The following is a 20,222-nucleotide window of genomic DNA, read 5'->3' as shown; positions in this document are numbered from 1 at the left end:
GATGGCCGACCTCTCTATCGACTTCGCCGGGATCAAGAGCCCGAACCCGTTCTGGCTCGCCTCGGCGCCGCCGACCAACACCGGCGATCAGGTCCGGCGCGCCTTCGACGCCGGCTGGGGCGGCGCCGTCTGGAAGACGCTCGGGAACCCCATCGTCAACGTGTCGAGCCGGTTCGGCGGCATCGACTACGGCAACACGCGGCTCATGGGGCTCAACAACGTCGAGCTCATCACCGATCGCCCGCTCGACGTGAACCTCAAGGAGATGCGCGAGATCAAGCGGCGTTACCCGGGCCACGCGCTCATCGCCTCGCTGATGGTCGAGACGAAGGACGAGTGGCGCGAGATCATCCGCAAGGCCGAGGACACGGGCGCGGACGGGCTCGAGCTCAACTTCGGCTGTCCGCACGGGATGTGTGAGCGCGGCATGGGCTCGGCCGTCGGCAACGAGCCGGCGGTCCTCCAGGAGATCGCGCGCTGGGCCGTGGAGTTCGCGACGACGCCGGTCATCGTGAAGCTCACGCCCAACGTCGGCGACATCCTGGAGCCGGGCGAGGCCGTGCTCCGCTCCGGGGCGCACGGCGTCTCGCTGATCAACACGGTCAAGTCGCTCATGGGCGTCGATCTGGAGCGGATGGTCCCGCTCCCGCGGGTCGGCGGCGCGTCGACGAACGGCGGTTATTGCGGGCCCGCGGTCAAGCCGATCGCGCTCCACCTGCTGAGCCAGCTGGCGCGCCACCCCGGCGTCGGCCGGCTGCCCATCTCCGGCATCGGCGGCATCTCGAACTCCCGCGACGCCGCCGAGTTCATCGCGCTCGGCGCGACGAGCGTCCAGGTCTGCACCGCGGTGATGCATTACGGCTACCGCATCGTCGAGGAGATGATCGAGGGGCTCAGCGACTGGCTCGACGATCACGGGATGCGCTCGGTGAACGAGCTGCGCGGCAGGGCGATCCCGCAGGTCCAGGAGTGGGGCGAGCTCGACCTCTCGTACCGCGTGGTCGCGGACATCAGCGCCGACAAGTGCATCGGGTGCCAGCTCTGTTACGTCGCCTGCATGGACGGGGCGCACCAGTGCATCCACCTGCCGGGGAGGACGGAGGCGGAGGCGCGTGCGGCGGGCCACACCCACCTCCCGAAGGTCCTCCCGGATCGCGCGGTGACGGCGGATCCGAGCGGGGACGCGGCGCCGTCGCGGGTCCCGTTCGTCGACGAAGAGGAGTGCATCGGCTGCAATCTGTGCGCGCTGGTGTGCCCGGTGCCCGGGTGCATCACGATGAGGGAGGTGCCTTCAGGCAAGCCCCCCGAGACGTGGAACGACCGTGTCCAGAAGGGGACGGACTTCGTGCCCGGCGGGCTGGAGACGACGGCGCGCGCGCGGAGCTCGTGATCGCGGGCTCCTGGCCAGGCGGCCAGGAGCCCGCGACGACCGCGAGCGCGCCGGGGCGCTGCCCGGGCTACGGGGCGAGCTTCACGACGATCGCGTCCGCGCGGTCGTACGTGCCCACGCCGATCACGTTGCCGGCGCTGTCCACGGCCAGATCGAAGATGTCCCCGTGCTCCGCGTCGCCGATCGGGTCGACCGACCACAGCACGGCGCCCGACGGCGAGAGCTTCGCGACAGCGCCGGGCGGGTTGATGAACACGTTGCCAGCGCCGTCGAGGGCGACGGCAGGGATGCCCCAGGTGTTGGAGAGCAGGCCGAGGCCCGTCGTATCGACGCTCCACAGCGGCGCGCCCGAGGCGGTGAGCTTGGTCACGGTCGTGCCCAGGGCGACGATCAGCTCCCCGGACGGGGTCGCGGCGACGTCGGCGTCATCCGGCGTGCCGGAGACGACCTGGCTGAAGACGTGATTCCCGGCCGCGTCGAACTTCGCCAGGTACATGCCGTGAGCCGTCGGCGAGCTCGCCAGCGGTCCGCCGCCGAGGTCGAGCGCGCCGGAGAAGCGGCCGAGGACGATGACATTGCCCGCGCCGTCGACGGTGACGCTCGCAGGGTCGCTGTCGTACGGGTCGCTCGCGAAGGTCCTGATCCAGATCGGCGCGCCCGCCGCGTCGAGCTTCGCGACCAGGAGATCGCTGCCCGGCCCGCCGGCGAGGGGGCCGGTGCCGAGATCGACCGTGTCCCACAGGACGCCGGCGAGCGCGGCGGCGCCCGCACTGGCGCGGGCGACCTTGACCTGGCCGAGGCCAACGACCTCCGCGAGGAGGTCGCCCGACGCGGTGAACCGCTGCAGGCCGAAGTTCGAGCCCGCGATCAGCTCGCCGGACCCCGACGCGGTGACGCTCAAGAAGGTGCCGCCGTGCTGCGGGCGCCTGTCCCACACGTGGTTCCCCGCGGCGTCGAGCTTCGCGAGGAACTTGGTGTCGAGCATCCCCTCGGGGAGCGGCCCGCCGTGCCCGGCGAAGTCGATCGGGCCATAGGCGTAGCCGCCGAAGATCACGTTGTCCGCGCCGTCGACCGCGACGGCGCGCGCGCGCATCGACTCGTGCCAGCCGTTGACGAAGCGCCTGCTCCAGAGGACGCTGCCGGGGGCGCACGGCGCGCAGCTCGGGCCCCCGCAGTCCACGCCGGACTCGGCGCCGTTCTGGATGCCGTCCTCGCAGGTGTCGTGGTAGCAGACCGTGAGCGCCGGCCGCTCCGCGGCGCTCGCGCTCTCGCTGCTCCGCAGGGTGCTCCGGGTCACCGCGGCCTCCTCGATCAGCACGCCGTGGTTGGCGAGCTCGCCGCTCACCCAGGCCTGCGCGAGCGCGGTCACGTCGACGTTCCGGAAGCCGGTGGTGCCGGAAGGACCGCCGGTGACGAAGGAGGCCTCGATCGCAGGATCGAAATGGCCGCCGCCGCCGGCGTTGCCCCACGTGACGCCCGACTCCGTCCACGCGGCGGTGGCCCGGTGGACGCGCACGGTGCTGCTCTCGAGCTTGTACGTCTGGTACAGCGACAGCGTCGCCGAGGCGATCTCCGCGCTCGCCGGGACGCCGGCGAGGTTGAACCGGAGGAGGCTCCGCCGGATGCCGCCCGTGCCGGTGCCCGTCGAGAGCGTGGTGCTGGCGCCGTCGTTCCACGTGGGCGATACCTGCCAGAGCGTCGCGTCGGCCACGTCGCCGCCAAGGCCGCGCCGGAAGGTCACGCACCGCGGGTCGCACGCGTCGCCATGCCCGTCGGCGTCGCTGTCCACCTGCGACGGATTCGCGGCCTCAGGGCAGTTGTCGTCCGCGTCGATCACGCCGTCGGCGTCGCTGTCCTGCGCGAGCTCGAACGCGTACGCGGGGGAGCCCACGATGACCGAGCTCCCCGAGATCGCGACGGTCTTGCCGAACGCGCCGCCGGTCGGTCCGCTGCCGGCGAGCTTGGCCTGCGGGCCCTCGACCCACTCGCCGCCCGTCGGCACGAACACGTACGCCGCGCCCGCGTCCGGTTGATCGAGGCGATCGGCCAGGATCGCGCCGACGACCGCCGCGCTGCCGGAGACCGCGACGGCGCCTCCCAGGCCGTCCCCGGTCCTGCCGTCGTTCGCGATCAACCTGGCCTCCCGGTTCCAGCCGCTCGCTCCGCGGTCGAACACGTAGGCCATGCCCCGCCCGAGGCGGTACCACGGCATCGGCGGGCTGTCGGTGCCCGGCGCGCCCACGACGATGCGCCCGTCCGAGATCGCGACCGAGCTTCCGAAGCGATCGTACGTCTCCGGCGGGTGCGCCGCGAGCCTGCGCGCGTCGCCCCAGTCGCTCGCCTCGAATACGTATGCGGCGCCCACGCCGTCGTCCTCCATCCACCACCTGTCCCCGGGCGAGCCCACGACCACCGTGCCGCCCTCGATCGCGACGGGCGGCGCGCTCCAGGTGTTGGCACCGGCCGGGGCGACGAGCTCGACCTCCTCGCTCCAGGCGCCGCCGCTGCGGGAGAACACGTAGGCCGACGTCTCGGCGGAGAGGACGGCCCGGTCCTCGTCGACAGCGACCGCCCCGCCGGCGGGGTTCGACGACCCGCCGCTCGCGACGAGCTTGGCCTGCTCGGACCACACGCCCCCGCTCCGCACGAACACGTAGGCGGCGCCTGCGCCCTCGGTCCCCCAGGGCGCCCCGACCACGGCCGTGTCCGCCGAGATCGCGACCGAGGCGCCGAAGCCGTCGCCCGCGGCCCCGTCGCCCGGGACGAGCCTGGCTTGCTGCGTCCAGGCGCCGCCGCTCTTCACGAACACGTACGCCGCGCTCCCGGGCGCCCCGACGATCGCGGTGTCGCCCGACATGGCGATCGCGTCGCCGTTCAGGTGGATCGGGGTCGAGCCGTCGACCGCGATGAGCGCCGTCCGCTCCGAGGCGGCGAGCGGATCCACCGTCACCGGGTACGCGGCCCCGGCGGTGTCCACGCGCAGCGACAGCGTGCGCTCGTCGACGCCGAGCTCCATCCACGCGGGCAGCGTCCGCCCCGCGGCGTCGGTGGCGTGGAGATCCGTGTACCGCATCGCCACCGCGCCGGACGCCTCGCGCAGCGCGACCCCCTCGCCGCCGGCGAGCGGCGTCGCGCGGAGATCGCCGCCCAGGGTGAGCTCGATGACGAGGTCCTGGTCCCCGGGGGCGAGGCAGGGAGGCGCACCGGGCACCGTGAAGCCCTGCTCCAGCCCGAGCGGCCCGTTCACGTACCACTCCACGAGCCCCTCGCCCGGCGACGTGCCCTGCCGGCGGAGCTCCACGCGGTTCTTCGTGGCGGTCGGCGCCGCACGCGGCACCTCGCGCAGATCGCCCGCGCAGCCGTACCGGGCGGCGGCCATCGAGAAGCTCCACCGCGCCTCGCCCTCCGGGGCGATCCGCACGCCCGACGCGCTGAAATCGGCCGCGAGCCGGTGCGCCGGGTTCGGCGCGCGCAGGCTCGCCTCGTTCCCGCCCGGAGACGCCTCGATCACCCGGTAGCTCTCGGGCGCCGACGCCTGCACGGCCGCGATGTACGCCGCCCGCAGGCGCGCGGGGCCCAGCGCCGTGTCGGGCGCCGTGGGCGCCGCCGCCGCGCCGTCCACCGACGGCGCGGGGTCTCGCGGCGCCTCGGTGGAGGTGCAGCCCCCCACCATGGCGGCTGCGGCCATCACCTGTCCAATCCTCCCCATTCGATGTCGCATACGCTGGCTCTCCCTCTGGCTGACGCTCGCTGACGCTCCTCCGCGCAGGCGCACCGGGCGCCGGAGCGCTCCGCGCCGGAGGGCAGCGAGCTCGCGGCGCCTCATCGCAAAGTCCGCGCCCTCGCCGCGGACGGGGGCCGCGCCCTCGCGATGGACGAGGAGCGCAGCCGTCGCCGCGCGCCCTCTGCCGATCGAGGCGGGGTCCAGGGCGCCCTCGCGGCCCGCTCCTGGCTCCTGGCCGGCCATCGGCGGCACGAGGACGTGCCAACTCGGCCGACCGTGCGCGCCGGACGGTCCTCCGACGGGGCGCGCCGGGGCGACCTCGAAGCGCCCCGGTGCAGCGGCGCGCGGCCCGCGTTTGCGAGCGACGCGCGGCCGCGTCCGATTTCGTGACACGCGCGACGCGGTGACCGGAACAAACAACACGGAGGGCAAGAGCCCTCGCTGGAGGAACATGGTCCCGAAAGACGCAGCGACGATCACCCCGCGGAATCGCGGTCTCACGCCGAACGCCCAGGCGAAGCAGGGGCGGGCGGGCATGTCCGATCACGATGAGCGGGCCGAGCTGCTCGCCGATCACCGCCCGGAGCTCGCGCGCCTGCTGCAGAGCCTCCCGGCCCGCAGCAGCGCCCCCGCGCCGCTGACGGGTTATCTCCTCTCCTTGCGAGAACCGACGGGCTATCTCATCGCGATCGGCCTGCAGCAGCGCGACCCGGCTCTCGAGCCCGAGCGCATGCTCCGCGCCGCCCTGGCCGCGGGCGAGCGCGCGCCGATGCTGGTCGGCGTGATGGCGCGCTCGGCGATGGCCGACATCATCGCGCCGCTCGCGCCGGTCACGCGCGCGGTCGCCGCGCGCCTGAAGCGACCGGCCCCCTCCGGCACGCTGCGGGTCGTCGTCGCTGCGGCCGGCGGGGCGGAGCTCTTCACCGTGAAGCTCTCGGAGCTCACGTCCCCCTCGTCCGGCTCCGGCTGAGCGAGCTGCCCGCTCCGGCGCTCACTCGTTGGCGTAGACGCGCCGCTCGCTCGAGTCGAGCCCCAGGTACACCACCCGGCTGTCGAGGCTCGCGCCCCCGCGCTCGGCGCCCTCGGGCGCCGGCCGGCGGTCGGCGGCCTCGTCGCCGTTGCGCAGCGCCTCGTACTCCGCGACGGAGGCGCGACGGCACCCGTCGAGCGGGGCGTCGATCTCGAGGGCGGCCACGAGCGCCCCGGCCTCCGGCCCGATCCTGCCCGCGAAGAACTCGGCGCAGCAGCCCGAGCCGTAGCTGAACAGCCCGACGCGCTGCCCCTCCAGCGCGCGGGCCTCCGTGTTGAGCAGGGACGCGAGCGCCAGGTAGAGCGAGCCCGTGTAGATGTTGCCGATGCGCGACGGCAGATCGAGCGACGGCTCCACCTCGACGGCGAAGCTCTCGTCGGCGGCCTGCTCGGTCAGGCCGTCCATCGCCAGCCGGTGGCGGTGGGCCTTGCGGGCCATCTTGCCGTAGGGGACGTGGTAGCAGGTGCGCGCGAGGGGATCGCCGTCGCCCGCCACGCGGCGCCAGTCGCCGTAGGCCCCGGCGAGGGCGTCGAGGTAGCACTGCACCGAGTAGTGACCGTCGACGAGCGCCTCCTTGTGGTGGAGCGGCCGCCAGAAATCGTAGACGTCGCGCGCATACGTGCCGGTCTGGCCGACCTCGATCTCGACGAGGCGCGGGCGCTCGCGCACGAGCAGCGCCACGGCGCCGGCGCCCTGGGTGGGCTCGCCCGCCGAGCCGAGCGCGTACCGCGCCACGTCCGAGCACACGACGAGCGCGGCGCGGCCGCGGGCCGAGCCCGAGGCGATCCAGTCCACCGCGTTGAGGAGGCCCGCGGTGCCCCCGAAACAGGCGTGCTTGGCCTCGAAGACCCGGCACGCGCTCGGCAGCCCGAGCAGGCCGTGGAGGAAGGAGGCCGCCGGCTTCGCGTGGTCCACGGCGGTCTCGGTGCCCACGACGCAGAGCCCGATGTCCGCGGGGCTCGCGCCCGACCGCTGGAACAGCCGGCGGGCCGCGTTCGCGCCGAGGGTGATCGGATCCTCGTCGGGCGCAGCGATCGCCATCCGGCGGGTCCCCAGGCCGGTCAGATACTTGGAGGGCGCGATGCCCCGCGCCTCGGCGAGCTCGGTGAGCTCGACGAAGCGGCGGGGGACGGCGAGCGCGATCGCATCGATGCCGATGCGAGGAAAGTCATGACGTAGGCTCATACCTGCATCCTAGGGGCGCATTGTGCAGAGACCATCCAGCCCACGCGGAGCGTCCGAGGAGCCGAGGCGCCCGACGCGCCGCGGCGCCGCGTTCCAGCTGGCGCCCTCGCTTCGCGCAACCGGTGGCGCGTGGCGCGTGGCCGCGCCTCCATCCACCGCGCCTCGCCGTGCGCACCACGTGGAATGACAAAGACGCTTCCATGATACATGTCATGGAACAGCCTCCGAGAAAAATCGCGGTCAGGTCAAAATCGTCACCACATCTCGTTGCAATTGTGCAATCTGAAATAGCGCGTTCATGCGCCCTAGCGGTCGAGGTTCATGTGAAGCTCTCCCGGTCTACCATGTTGGTTCCGCTTCTTGGGTTGGGTGTTCTGGTGATGACCGGCGCCGCAGGGTGCTCCTGCAGCTCCGGGGCGGAGGGAGACGCGGGCGCGACGGCTGGAGCGAACGTCGGTGGAGCCGGCGGCGCGGGTGGGGGCGGCGAGGGCGGCGCGGGCGGGGGCGGGGGCGGCGCGGGCGGTGACGACGGGGGGATGATCGGCAACGGCTCCAGCGGCGCCAACACGGGTGGCAGCGGCCCCGTGACGCCCGATACGGCCTGTGTCGCCACGGTCGCCGAGGCCACGCTCACGAAGCGGCCGGTCGACATCGTGTTCGTCATCGACAACTCGCCCAGCATGGCGAACGAGATCATCAGCGTACAGGACAACATCAATGAGAGCTTCGCCTCGATCATCGGCGAGAGCGGCATCGATTACCGCGTCATCATGATCTCCGCGCACGGCGCTGCGGAGGTCGACGATTCGATCTGCGTCGGCGCCCCGCTCAGCACCGAGAGCTGCGCCCCGGTGCCGGAGGCGCCGGGGAACAACCCGCCCGTCTTCTACCATTACAGCCACGAGATCAGGAGCAACGACGCGCTCTGCGTGCTCCTCGGGAGCTACAACGGCGGCCTGCCCGACGAGCACGGCGTGGCGCCGTCCGGGTGGTCGGAGTGGGTGCGCGAGGACTCGTTCAAGGTGATCACCGTGATCACCGACGACCACGTGGGCTGCCAGTCGACGCACCTCCCGCGCAACATCTATATCGACGACACGCGGCAGCCCTGGGAGGACGTCGCCACGGACTTCGAAGAGCTGCTGTTCGGCCTGGACCCGGCGGTCTTCGGCGACGCGACCGCGCCCAACTACGTCTTTCACAGCATCGTCGGGCTCCACGAGAACACGGTCCCCACGGACGCCTACGCGCCCGACGCGGACGTGGTCGAGGAGACGTGCGGCACCGCCGTGGCGCCGGGCACGGGCTACCAGACGCTCAGCAAGAGGACGGGTGGCCTCAGGTTCCCGCTCTGCCAGACGGAATCTTATGACGTGGTGTTCCAGGCGATCGCGGAGGGCGTCATCACGGGCGCGGTGGTCGCTTGCGAGTTCGAGGTGCCGGACTCGCCGCCGGGGGAGATCATCGACCTCTCGACCGTGGTCGTCCAGTACACGCCCGGCGACGGGAGCGAGCCGCAATCGTTCGACCAGGTGGCGAGCGCGGCAGCGTGCACCCCGGGCTCCTTCTACATCGAGAACGACATGATCACGCTCTGCCCCGACGCGTGCCGGCTGGTCCAGGACGACGCCATGGCGGCGGTCGACGTCCTCTACGGCTGCGATCCCGAACCGGCGCAGTGAGCTTGTCGGCCGGGCGGCGGCGCCGGTGAGCGCGGCCGCCGCCCGCTTTTGACCGGCGCGGGGCGCGTCGAGCGCCCTGCGCCCGCCGCACGCGCGGCGGCCGCGCGGCCGCCTGGCGCGTATCCGGCGCGGACGCTCAGAGACAGCAGCGGAAGCCGATGTCCGGAGACGGGGTGAGGCGATCCTGGTCCAGGAGCGCATCGCACCTGGCCGCCTTCAGCGTGTCGCGCGCGACGTCATCCCCGTCCTGCTGCGAGGCCCGCGAGCCGCCGCGGACGAGGCAGTTGCCCTGCGCGTCGCAGGAGTTCTCCCACTCCGCCACGTTGCCGCTCATATGAAAGAGGCCCGTGACTCCGCCTTCGCAGGGCGAGATCGGCGGGATCGGGTTGGGGGGCACGGGCTTCTTGGCGAACTCGCCGCTCGGGTCGTCCACCTTGCAGGTCGCCTGACTATAGAGATCGCTGTACGGGTATTCGTTCACGCCCTGGCCGGAGCACGCGTTGAACCACTCGCTCCGCGTCGGGCTCGCGAGGTCGGCAGGCGAGTTCGCGCCTCCGCCGATCCTGCCGCAGAGGTGTTTGCCCATGTAGGAGCAGTACGCGTAGGCGTCGCACCAGTCGACGTGGGTGACGGGCACTCGCCCCTCCGTGTAGGGCCACCCGCTCGAGGGACGGTAGATGTTCCCCGCGCACTCCGCCGGCATGCCGGCGAGCACCGGGTTCGCCTGGAGGAAGACATCGTAATCCTGCTTCGTCACCTCGTATTGATCGATGCAGTAGCTCCCGCCGCCGCTCACGGGCGAGATCACCATCCACGCCGGGCACGCGCAGACGCGGTTCGTGGTGTTGCAGATCGACGTCGCGCAATCGGTGTTGGTGGTGCAACGCTGCCCCGCAGGGCATCGGGTGCTGCACCCCTCCGTGCCGCCGCAGTCGATGTCGGTCTCCTTGCCGTTCTTCACGCCGTCGCTGCAGGTCGCGGCCTGGCAGACCTGCTCGTAGCAGACGAGCTCGACACAGTCGGTCGATTTGGAGCACGCGTCGCCAGGCGGGCAGCCCGGGCAGATCCCGCCGCAATCGACGTCGGTCTCCTGGCCGTTCTTCACGCCGTCGCTGCAGGCCGGCGCCAGACACTGGTCGTTCACGCAGCTCAACGACTCGCAATCCGAGCCGGCCGCGCAGCCCTTGCTGGTCGCGCACGGCGGGCACGCCGGGTTGTCGTCGCGCGGCGCGGCGCCGCCGCCGCAGTCGGTGTCCGTCTCGTCGCCGTCCTTCACGCCGTTGTCGCACCGCGCCGCCACGCACGCGCGCCCGGCGCCGCCGCTGCCCCCGCCGCCCTCCTCGCACCGCCCTGAGAAGCAGTCCGCGGCCTCCGCGCACGCCTGATCGACCCGGCACGGCGTTGCGCAGGCGCCGCCGCAGTCGACGTCCGTCTCGTTGCTGTCCTTCGCGCCGTTGGAACAGCTCGGCATGTCGGCGCCGCCCTGGCCGCCGGCGCCGCCCTGGCCGCCGGCGCCGCCGCCCTGGCCGCCGGTGCCGCCGCCCTGGCCGCCGGTGCCGCCGCCCTGGCCGCCGGCGCCGCCGCCCTGGCCGCCGGCGCCGCCGCCCTGTCCGCTGCTGGTCGTGACGCCGGCAGAGGGCAGGTCCCCCGTCGTGGGAGGCCGGTATCTGTCTTCGCTGCTGCACGAGACAGACACGGCGAGGGCCACGAGGGGAATCAGAACGACGGACGACCTGAGCATGGAGCTGCCTCCCTGTGTTCGAACACGAGGTTAGAGGTAGAGGCTCAGCTTACTTGCGACGTCTCCTGTTCCGGGCGACAAAAAGATGCTCCCGCCCGACGGCCGGAATCACCGCCATGTGGGCTCCCCCGGACGCCGTGATGGCCTCTCGCTCTCGCCCGAGCGCGGCTGACGCTTTCAGGGCGCGTGTCCGTCGAGCCAGCCTTGCGCGAGCTCCAGGATCCGCGCGTTGTCGGGGACATCGCGCAAGAAGCGCTCGCGCCAGACAGGATCGCCGATCCTCCCGGCCCGCACGAGCAGCCCGTTGCGGGCCAGGGCGATGGCGCCCTTGGCCTCGGCCATCTGGCCCGTCGCGGCCAGCGCCTCGGCGTGGACAAGGCGCACCAGCGGGCCCTCCTCGTCACGGCGGCCCGACTCGAGCAGGGACAGGGCCTGCGTCGTGGCGGCGAGCGCCTCGCCGGCGCGCCCGAGATCGAGCAGCGCGCGCGCGCGCGCCGCGATGGCCGCGGGGAGCCGCTCCGGCACCCCCCGCGCGAGCGCCTCGGCCGCCTGCGCCTCCGCCTCGGCGAGCGCGGGCTCGCCCGCGAGGAGCAGGACGCGCGCGAGCTGGAGCCGGCTCTCGCACTCCCGCCGCCGGTCGCCGCGGCGCGTGAGCGCCTCGATCGAGCTCCGCAGGGCCGCCCTCGCCGCGTCGACCTCGCCCGCGTGGGCCAGCGCGAGGCCGAGGTTCTGCAGCGCGTTCGGGACCCGGTCGTCGAGCGCCATCCGCTCCGCCTCCTCGAGCCCGGCGCGGAGGACCCCCGCCGCCGCCTCGAAGTACCCGAACTGGACGTAGCAGAGGCCCATGTTGAGCCGCGCGCGGCACGCCTCGCGGCGATCGCCGATGTCCTCGAACGCGGCCAGCGCCGCGCCCATGCTCGCGATGCAGGCGCTCGGATCGCCGTTGTGCTGCCGGAGGAGCCCGTGCAGGTAGAGGAGCTTCGCCTCGATCATGAGATCCGCGGCCGACGCGTCCTCCGTCGCGCGCTCGACCGCGTCGATCAGCGCGTCGACGCACGCGTAGCGGCCGCCGAGCAGGAGCACGATCGCCCCCTCGAGCAGGCAGGCGTTCCTCGCGATGCGCGCGCCGTCGAGCGGCTCCGTGCCGAGGACGACCATCATCCAGCGCTCGACGCGCTCGTAGTGGCCCTGCTTGTGCCCCGCCCCCGCGAGCTGGGTGAACGCCGAGAACCACGCCACGGAGCCCGGCACGAGGTGCCGCGTCGCCTCGATCCCGCGCTGCTCCGCGAGGGCCGGCTCGCCGCGCCAGAGCAGCGCCTCGGCCTCGACGAGGCGGAGCGCGCCCACCGCGGCCGGATCCGGCCTGCAGGCGATGCCGCGCTCGGCGCAGGCGATCGCCTCGGCGAGGTCGTTGCCGCGGAGCGCGTTGTCGGCGGCGCGCAGGTACCACTCGGCGGCCTTCTCGGGCTCCTCGCCGCGCTCGAAGTGCTCGGCGAGCACCCTCGGATCGCCCTCGCCGGCCGCCTCGAGGAAGCTGCCCGCGAGCGCGTGGCCGATGCGGAGGTCGCGCGCCGTCAGCATGCCGTAGGCGGCCTCGCGGACGAGCGCGTGGCGGAAGCAGTACTCCGCGTCGTCCCGCGGCCGCCCCTCGCCCCGCCGCACGATCACCTCGCGCCGGAGCAGCTCCGCGAGGACCTGCGCGATGTCGGCGCTCCCGAGGAGCGCGGCGACCGCGCTCGACCTGAACGTCTCGCCGAAGATGCTCGCCGCCCGGAGGAGCCGCCGCGCCTCGGCGTCGAGCGTCTCCAGCCGCGCCTGCACCATGGCCACCACCGTCTCCGGCTGGCCCTCGCTCTTGCCCTCGGCGGCCGCGCGGATCTGCTCCTCGAGGAAGAACGCGTTGCCGTCCGCGCGCTCGATGAGCCTCCCCACGAGGTCGTGCGTCGCGTGCGCGCCCAGCGCCTCGCGCACGAGCCGCTCGCTCGCGCGGCGCGGGAGCGGCGTGAGGTGGAGCTCGTGGGCCAGCCGGCCCTCCCAGAGCTTCGGGAAGAGCCGGCGCACGTCGGGCCGCCCCAGCGCCAGCACGAGCAGCGGCATGTCCTTGAGCTGGCGCAGCGCCTCGTCGACCATCGTGACGGTGGGGAGGTCGCCCCACTGGAGATCCTCGAGCACGAGGAGCACGGGCCCCGCGCGGCACGCCGCCCGGAGGAAGTCCTCCCAGGCGTGGCGGAGCTGGTCGCCCATCAGCACGGCGTCGCGCCGCGCGAGCCGGAGCTGCACGTCGTGCTCGTCGGGGAACGGCGCGCCGACGAGCTCGCCGAGGAAGGCCGCGACGCGGGGCGCGTCGACGCCCCCGTATTGCTCCACGCGGCTCCGGACCTTGCGCTGCCGCGCCTCCAGGGGCTCGCCGTCGGCGACGCCGAGGGCGTCCCGGAGCGCGCTCGCGAGCAGGCCGAAGGCCGCGCCGGCGCCCATGGGGTCGCCCTGGCCGAGCCAGACCTCGATCCTGTCTCCCCGCTCGCGGAGCTTGCGGATGAGCTCCTTTCGCAGGCGCGACTTGCCCATCCCGGCCTCGGCCGTCACGAGCACCGCGCCCGCGGCGCCCTCGTCGATGCAGCGATCGACCTCGGCCACGAGCATCGCGAGCTCGCGCTCGCGGCCCACGTAGGTGGTCGGCTTGCCGAGCAGCTGCGCTGTCCGCTCGTCGCGCGCCCCGTGCAGGACGCGGCCCGCGGCGTCCTCGGTGACGTCGAACCGCGTGCCGATGAGGCCCGCGGTCACCTCGTCGATGCGGACGCCCGCGGCGGGGGAGCGGTCGTCGTGGGCCGCGAGCATCTGGAAGGCGCGGTCGATGAGCTCGCCGACGGGCACGCGCGCCGAGAGCTCCGCCCGGCCGGTGGCGAGCGCGACGGGCGCGCCGCCGAGCAGCTCCTGCAGCGCGAGCGCGCACCTGGCGGCCCGCGCCGCGAGGTCGGTCGGCGTGCCCGCGCCGGACAGAACGATGAGCGGCGAGCGGCCCTCGAGGAGCTCGAGCTCGCCGCGGTACTGCTCGGCCACGTCGTGCAGCTGCCAGAGCTCTGCCTGGCGCGGCTCCGCCGCGGCGCTTGAGCTGACGGCGCGCTCGCGGGTGACCACGAGGCAGGTCACGCGCCGCTCGCCGGTCGTGAGCTCCACCGCGCGCGGCGGGAAGGAGCGGGGCCCGCCGACGCTGCTCTCGGGCGCGCCGATCGTGGCGAGCTCGGCCGCCACGGCGCCGCCGTCGGCCGGCCGGTCCAGCGGGGATTTCGCCAGCATGCGGGCGACGAGATCGTCGAGCGCGGCCGGGGTGCCGGGCCGGAGGTCGCGCGCGCGGGGCGGCTCCTCGAGGAGGACCTTCATCAGCACGGCGAGCCCGGCGTTGCCCTGGAAGGCGGCGCGGCCGGTGAGGCAGCGGTAGAGGATGCAGCCGAGGGCGAACACGTCGGCGCGGGTGTCGACGCTGAGCTCGCCGCGCGCCTGCTCGGGGGCCATGTATCCGGGCGTGCCCAGGACGAGGCCGGCGGCCGTGAGCGGCTCGTCGGTGACCGCGCGGGCGAGGCCGAAGTCGATGAGGTTCACGCGCTCGAGCGAGCCGCCTTCCAGCAGCAGGTTGCTCGGCTTCAGGTCGCGGTGGACGAGGCCGAGCCTGTGGATGGCGCCGAGCGCCCTCGCGACGTGGAGGCCAAGCTCGAGGGTCTCCTCGAGGGTGAGGCCCTGACGGGTGAGCCGGTCGGAGAGCGTCTCGCCGTCGAGCCACTGCATGGCGAGGAACGGCTGTCCCCACGTGGTGGCGCCGTGCGCGACGTAGCGCACGACGCCGGGCACCCGGGCCGTTGCGAGCATGTGGGCTTCGCGCGCGAAGCGGACGAGGTGCTGCGCGCTCTCGGTGGTCAGGAGCTTGATCGCGACCGCCTCGCCGGTCTCCTGATCGCGGGCCCGGTAGACGGCCCCCATCCCGCCCGAGGCCGCGAGGTGCTCGATGCAGAACCGGCCGTCGATGATGTCACCTGCCTGCATCGCTCACCGAGGACCCGGACGAGGAGCCTCGCCGGCGGCCAGCCTGCCAGCGGGGTGAGCGCTGCGTCCAGTGCTCATTGGCGCGGGCGCGTGGCGGCCAAGCGGGCGTACGTCTTAAGGAAAAACCCGATCAGGGAAACCGGTGGCGGCCGTGCGTCGGACGGCGCGCGGCGCGCGGCGCGGTCATGGGGCCCTGTGCGGCGGGGCTGGGGACCTCGCGCGGCGACGCGCGCTCGGGCCGCGGCGCTGCCGCGCCTTGGCGGCGTGGCTGTCGGCGCGGCGGGCGCTGCGCACCGGCCGCGCGCCGGCGTGGTAGGCTGCGACGCCGGTCGACTGGCCGAAGGTGTCCTCCATGCGCAACCCCCTGAGCTCCTCTCTCGTGCCCACCGTTCCCCCGGGAGCGGACGAGCTACCTTGCGACGATGGTGAGCCGATGGAAACTGAGCGCCACCGCAAGCAGATGACGCTGCTCATCGAGACGCTCGAGTCTGCGTGGCGGGACCGCACCGACTTTTACGTCGGCGGCAACATGTTCATCTATTTCAGCGAGCTGCAGGCGAAGAAGAACGACTTTCGCGGGCCTGACGTGTTCGTCGTTCTGGACACCGAGCGCAGGGAGCGAAAGTCGTGGGTCGTTTGGCAGGAGGGCGGGCGGACGCCCGACGTGGTCATCGAGCTCGTCTCGCCGTCGACCGAGGCGATCGACCGCGGGGAGAAGATGCGCACGTACGCGAAGCTGCTTCACGTGGCGGCGTATTACCTCTTCGATCCGCTGAGCGGCGTCATGGAGGCCTATGCGCTGGACATGGCGTCACGCTCGTACACGGTGGCGCCTCCTGACGCCGATGGGACGTTCCCGTGTCCGCCGCTCGGCTTGAAGCTCGGTGTTCGGCGCGGCGTCTACCAGGGCCTCGAGGCGGACTGGCTGCGATGGCTCGACGGCGAGGGACGGGTGCTGTCGAGCGCGGAGGAGGACGCGCGCGCGGCGCGGGAGCAGGCGCGCGCGGCCGCCGAGCAGGCAGAGGAAGAAGCGCGGCGCCGGGGGGACATGGAGCGGCAGCTCGCGGCGGCGCTCGCGGAGATCGAGCGGCTCAAGCGGGGGTGACGGTCCACGCAGGCCGTCGCCGCCGTAGGCCGTGGCCGCCAGACGTCGCGCCAGGGGCGGTGGGTGGCTTCGGGCCGCCCTGTCCCGAGGCGTTGAGCGCGTCCCTGCGCCGCTATCCCAGCAGCCGCTTCCACTGCTCCGTGAGCCGCTGCGGCGAGACCGGGACCGCCGCCTTCAGCTCGGGCGCGAAGAGCGACACCCTGAGCTCCTCGATCAGCCAGCGGAACGACTCCAGCTCTTCCGCGGGCACCCCCTTGTCGCGCAGCCCCTGCTGGTGCTTGAGGTAGTCCTGCCAGAACGGCAGCACCTGCGCGGCCTTGCTCTGGTCCTTCTGCGGCCCGTTGGGCAGCCGCTCGAGCCGGATCTGCGCGGCGCGCAGGTACCGGGGCAGGTGCGCGAGCCGGTCGACCGGGGCGCGCGAGAAGAGCCCGACCGGCAGCAGGAAGTCGACCTGCGTGCGCACGTCATCGAGCGCCGGCCGGGGCGCGCCAGGCTTCCCCGTCATCGAACGGAGCATCGCCTGCACGCGGTCGAGCTCGACGCCGATCTCCCGCGCCAGCCCCGCGAGCTTCCCGAGCACGCTCTGCAGCGACGCGCGGCCCTTGTCCAGGCGCGCCTGGAACGCGGCCTTCGTCCTCGGAAAGGCGCCGGGATCGCCGAGCTGGAACGCCTCGTCGAGCGCGCGCAGCGCGATCTGCCGGGCGAGGCCTGGCTCGCCCGGGGCCACCTTGGCGCCGAGGCCGCTCACGGCCACGGCGCTCCGCAGCGGCTGCTCGAGCTGGCTCATCTTGCCCCCGAGCTGCAGCAAGAGGAGCCGCCGCAGCCCGGCGCGCGTCGCCTCGGCCGCCGCGGCCCTCGAGGCGAGCACGCGCACCGACACGGACGTCTCCCCGTCGACCAGCGCCGGGTAGCCGAACACCTTGTGGCGCCCGGCGTCGACCTGGACGCGCTCGGGCAGCGCCTCGACGCTGAACGACGTGAGCCCGTCCCGCTCCAGGCCCGCCTTGCCGACCCTCGCCCAGGCCTCGCGCGCCCGGCCCGACAGCCGCTCCTTGAGCTCCCGGAGCTCGCGCCCCTCGCCGATCACCCGGCCGTCCTCGTCGAGCACGCGGAAATAGAAGCGCAGGTACGGCGGCAGATCCTGGGGCCGGAACGCGTCGGCGGGCACGCGCTCGGCGGTGCGGTCCTCGACCGCGCGCGCGAGCGCGGCCCGCAGCGGGCCCTGGAACGGCCATAGCTCCGCCGCGATCTCCCGGGCGACCTCGCGGAGAGGGGCGAGCGGGACGAGCGCCTTGCGCAGCGATTTCGGCAGCGACTCGAGCAGCTGCGCGATCTTCTCGGCGTGCCACCCGGGGATCATCCACTCGAGCTCGTCGGGATCGGCCTGCGGCAGGAGCACGAGCGGCAGCGAGAGGGAGATGCCGTCGTCGTCCTCGCCCGGATCGAAGCGGTAGGAGAGCGGCACGGCGGCGCCGTAGAGGTCGAGCGAATCGGGGAAGCGCTCGGGCGTGAGCTCCGCGGCCTCGTCGAGCAGGACGTCGGCGAGCGACAGGTGGAGCGCCCGCGGGTCCTCCGCCTCGGCCTCCTTCCGCCACGCCTCGAACGTCTTGCCGTTATAGACGCCCTCGGGGACGCGCCGATCGAAGAAGAGCTCGAGCGCGTGCTCGTCGGCCAGCATCTCGCTCCTCCTCGCCTTGTCGCGCAGCCGGCTGACCTCCTCGAAGAGCCGCCGGTTCGCCTCCATGAACGGCGCGCGCGTCGCGTACTCCTGCCGGACCAGCGCGTGGACGAGGAAGATCTGGCGCGCGGACTTCGGGTCGATCGCCCCGAAGTCGACCCGTCGATCCCGCGCGATCGGCAGCCCGTACAGCGTCACCTGCTCCCGGGCCATCACGGCCGCCGGCTTCGCGGCCCAGTGCGGGTCGCTGTGGCTGCGCTTGCAGAGCGGCCCGGCCGCGGCCTCGATCCACGCGGGATCGACGGCCGCCGCCATCCGGGCGAAGAGCTGCGACGTCTCGACCAGCTCGGCGGCCATGATCCACGCGGGCGGCTTCTTCGCGAGGCCCGACGAGGGGTGGAGCTGGAAGCGCGTCTGCCGGGCGCCCAGGTACACCTTGTTCTCCTGGTTCCACATGCCGATGCGGCTGAGCAGGCCGGGCAGGACCGCGCGGTGGATGGCGTCGCCCTTCGCGGGCGCGTCGTTTGGCGAGAACCCCATCTCCTTCGTGATCCGGCTGATCTGCCGGTGCACGTCGGCCCACTCGCGCATGCGGAGGTACGAGACGAAATGGTCGCGGCAGGCCTTCCTGAGCTGGTTCTGGGTCAGCCGGCCCTGCGCGTCCTGGTAGAAGCTCCACAGCTTCAGGAGCCCCACGAAATCGGAGGTCTCGTCCTTGAACTTCCGGTGCGCGTCGTCGGCCTGCTTCTGGGCGGCGAGCGGCCGCTCCCGCGGATCCTGCACGCCGAGCGCCGCGGCGATGATCAGCACCTCGGCGAGCGCCCCCTCGCTCTCGCCGCCCAGGACCATCCGGCCGAGCCGCGGATCGAGCGGCAGCCGCGCGAGCTTCCTGCCGGTGTCCGTGAGCTCACCCGCGTCGTCGAGCGCACCGAGCTCCTCGAGGACCCGGTAGCCCTCGTCCACGGCGCGCTTCGACGGCGCGTCGAGGAAGGGGAAATCCTCGATGGCGCCGAGCCCGAGCGCCTTCATCTGGAGGATGACGCCCGAGAGGCCGACGCGCAGGATCTCCGGATCGGTGTAGGCGGGCCGCGCCCGGTCGTCCTGCTCGTCGTAGAGCCGGAAGCACACGCCGCTCTGCACGCGGCCCGCGCGCCCCTTGCGCTGATCGGCGCTCGCGCGCGAGATGGGCTCGATCTGGAGCTGGGTGACGCCCGTGCGCGGGCTGTAGCGGTTGACGCGGGCGAGCCCGGAGTCGATGACGTACACGATGCCCGGGATGGTGAGCGACGTCTCCGCGACGTTGGTCGCGAGCACGATCCGCCGCCCCGGCAAGGACTGGAACACGCGCTGCTGGTCGCCCTGAGGGAGCCGCCCGTAGAGCGGCAGCAGCGTCGTGTGCGGCAGGCCGTGGCGCGTGAGCTCGGCCATGGTGTCGTGGATCTCGCGCTCTCCAGGCAGGAAGACGAGGATGTCCCCGCGCGGATCGATCGAGGTGATCTCCTCGACCGTGGCGGCGACGGCGTCGGCGACCTCGGCCTCTCCGCTCTCCGGGCGGCGGTGGATGACCTCCACGGGGTACGTGCGGCCGGAGACCTCGATGACCGGAGCGCCGCCGAAGTAGGCCGCGAACCGGTCGGTCTCGAGCGTCGCGGAGCTGACGATGACGCGCAGATCCGGGCGCTTCGGCAGCAGGCGCTTGAGGTATCCGAGCAGGAAATCGATGTTGAGGCTGCGCTCGTGGGCCTCGTCGATGATGAGCGTGTCGTAGCCCGAGAGCCGCGGATCGCCCTGGATCTCGGCGAGGACGATGCCGTCGGTCATGTACTTGACGTAGGTGGCCGGGCTCGTCCTGTCCGAGAAGCGGATCTTGTAGCCGACCTCCTTGCCGAGCTCGACGCCGAGCTCCTTGGCGACGCGGGCCGCGACGCTGGTGGCGGCGATGCGGCGCGGCTGCGTGACGCCGATCCGGGCGGAGAGGCCGCGGCCCATGGCCAGGCAGATCTTGGGGAGCTGCGTGGTCTTGCCCGAGCCCGTCTCGCCGGCGACGATCACGACCTGGTGCGCCTCGATGGCCCGGGCGATGTCGCGCACCCGCGCCGAGATGGGCAGCTCCTCGGGAAAGCGGACCGGGCCCCCCGACGCGGGCGGGGACGAGGTCCGGCCGCCGGCGGCGGGCGGAGCGGGGGGCTGCTCTTGCGGAACGCGGTGGCTCACGGTGCGCGAGGGGGTAGCACCTCCCGCCGCGGGATGCCGTCCGAAGCCGCTCGCTCGCCACCCCGCGCGCCCATCGACGGACCCCTGCGGACGCAGGGGAGGGATGCGCGCAGTACGGCGCGACACACGAGCGCGCGGCGCGGAATCGTCGGCATCGCCGCGGAGGGCGTCGTTACGCCGGGAGGGAGCGCGCAGGCAAAAGAAGCCGGATCGCTGCCGCCCCGCTTGCGTTCGGGAGCGGGCTCGCCGTCCGCCTTCGCGGGCTGTTGCGGCTCCGGAGGGCGCGGTCCGATGCGCTGGCGCCAGCTCACTCGGAAAACCGCAATGTGTCGACGGCGACGCCGTCCTCCGTCGAGAACATGTTGCCCCCGTCGTCGAAGCTGATGCCGTCCTGGCCCGGCGTCACCAGCGTGAAGGTGACGCCCTCGACCGCGAACT

Annotated in this window: 9 protein-coding genes; 4 read left to right on the top strand and 5 right to left on the bottom strand. The window is 73.2% G+C overall.

Annotation, left to right across the window (positions count from 1 at the left end; genetic code table 11):
• Position 1: 1 nt before the first annotated feature.
• Positions 2-1,390 (top strand): NAD-dependent dihydropyrimidine dehydrogenase subunit PreA, encoded by a 1,389-nt coding sequence (gene preA / locus WME82_RS33995; protein ID WP_437740659.1) that lies wholly within the window; start codon positions 2-4, stop codon positions 1,388-1,390.
• Positions 1,391-1,457: 67 nt separating this feature from the next.
• Here preA and WME82_RS33990 read toward each other — a convergent pair whose 3' ends face one another.
• Positions 1,458-5,078 carry a DNRLRE domain-containing protein gene (locus tag WME82_RS33990; RefSeq protein ID WP_438044956.1) on the bottom strand — a complete coding sequence of 1,207 codons (3,621 nt, stop codon included), beginning with the start codon at positions 5,076-5,078 and terminating at the stop codon, positions 1,458-1,460.
• Between the two features lie 571 nt (positions 5,079-5,649).
• On the opposite strand from WME82_RS33990, the gene WME82_RS33985 reads away from it, so the two are divergent.
• Positions 5,650-6,084 (top strand): hypothetical protein, encoded by a 435-nt coding sequence (locus WME82_RS33985; RefSeq protein ID WP_437740658.1) that lies wholly within the window; start codon positions 5,650-5,652, stop codon positions 6,082-6,084.
• Positions 6,085-6,105: 21 nt separating this feature from the next.
• Here the strand turns inward: WME82_RS33985 and WME82_RS33980 are convergent, their stop codons facing one another.
• On the bottom strand, positions 6,106-7,329 hold the full coding sequence (locus WME82_RS33980; protein ID WP_437740657.1) for a hydroxymethylglutaryl-CoA synthase family protein: 1,224 nt from the start codon (positions 7,327-7,329) through the stop codon (positions 6,106-6,108).
• A 380-nt stretch (positions 7,330-7,709) separates the two neighbouring features.
• On the opposite strand from WME82_RS33980, the gene WME82_RS33975 reads away from it, so the two are divergent.
• On the top strand, positions 7,710-9,011 hold the full coding sequence (locus tag WME82_RS33975) for a hypothetical protein (protein ID WP_438038694.1): 1,302 nt from the start codon (positions 7,710-7,712) through the stop codon (positions 9,009-9,011).
• A 136-nt stretch (positions 9,012-9,147) separates the two neighbouring features.
• On the opposite strand, the gene WME82_RS33970 is transcribed toward WME82_RS33975, so the two are convergent.
• The gene (locus tag WME82_RS33970; RefSeq protein ID WP_438038693.1) at positions 9,148-10,752 is read right to left on the bottom strand and encodes an SUMF1/EgtB/PvdO family nonheme iron enzyme; all 1,605 of its coding nucleotides are present in this window, start codon (positions 10,750-10,752) and stop codon (positions 9,148-9,150) included.
• A 177-nt stretch (positions 10,753-10,929) separates the two neighbouring features.
• On the bottom strand, positions 10,930-14,787 hold the full coding sequence (locus WME82_RS33965) for a serine/threonine-protein kinase (RefSeq protein WP_438038692.1): 3,858 nt from the start codon (positions 14,785-14,787) through the stop codon (positions 10,930-10,932).
• A gap of 433 nt (positions 14,788-15,220) precedes the next feature.
• Here WME82_RS33965 and WME82_RS33960 point away from each other — a divergent pair, with 433 nt between their 5' ends.
• Positions 15,221-15,892: a Uma2 family endonuclease gene (locus WME82_RS33960; RefSeq protein ID WP_438038691.1), complete on the top strand. Its 672-nt coding sequence runs from the start codon at positions 15,221-15,223 to the stop codon at positions 15,890-15,892.
• A 112-nt stretch (positions 15,893-16,004) separates the two neighbouring features.
• Here WME82_RS33960 and hrpA read toward each other — a convergent pair whose 3' ends face one another.
• On the bottom strand, positions 16,005-19,784 hold the full coding sequence (gene hrpA, locus WME82_RS33955; RefSeq protein WP_438038690.1) for an ATP-dependent RNA helicase HrpA: 3,780 nt from the start codon (positions 19,782-19,784) through the stop codon (positions 16,005-16,007).
• Positions 19,785-20,222 lie beyond the last annotated feature (438 nt).

The sequence above is a fragment of the Sorangium sp. So ce128 genome, from assembly GCF_051525245.1.
In the GTDB taxonomy this organism is placed as follows: domain Bacteria; phylum Myxococcota_A; class Polyangia; order Polyangiales; family Polyangiaceae; genus Sorangium; species Sorangium cellulosum_B.
The sequence above is the reverse complement of the archived record's forward strand: the minus strand, read 5'-3'. Positions and strand labels throughout refer to the sequence as shown.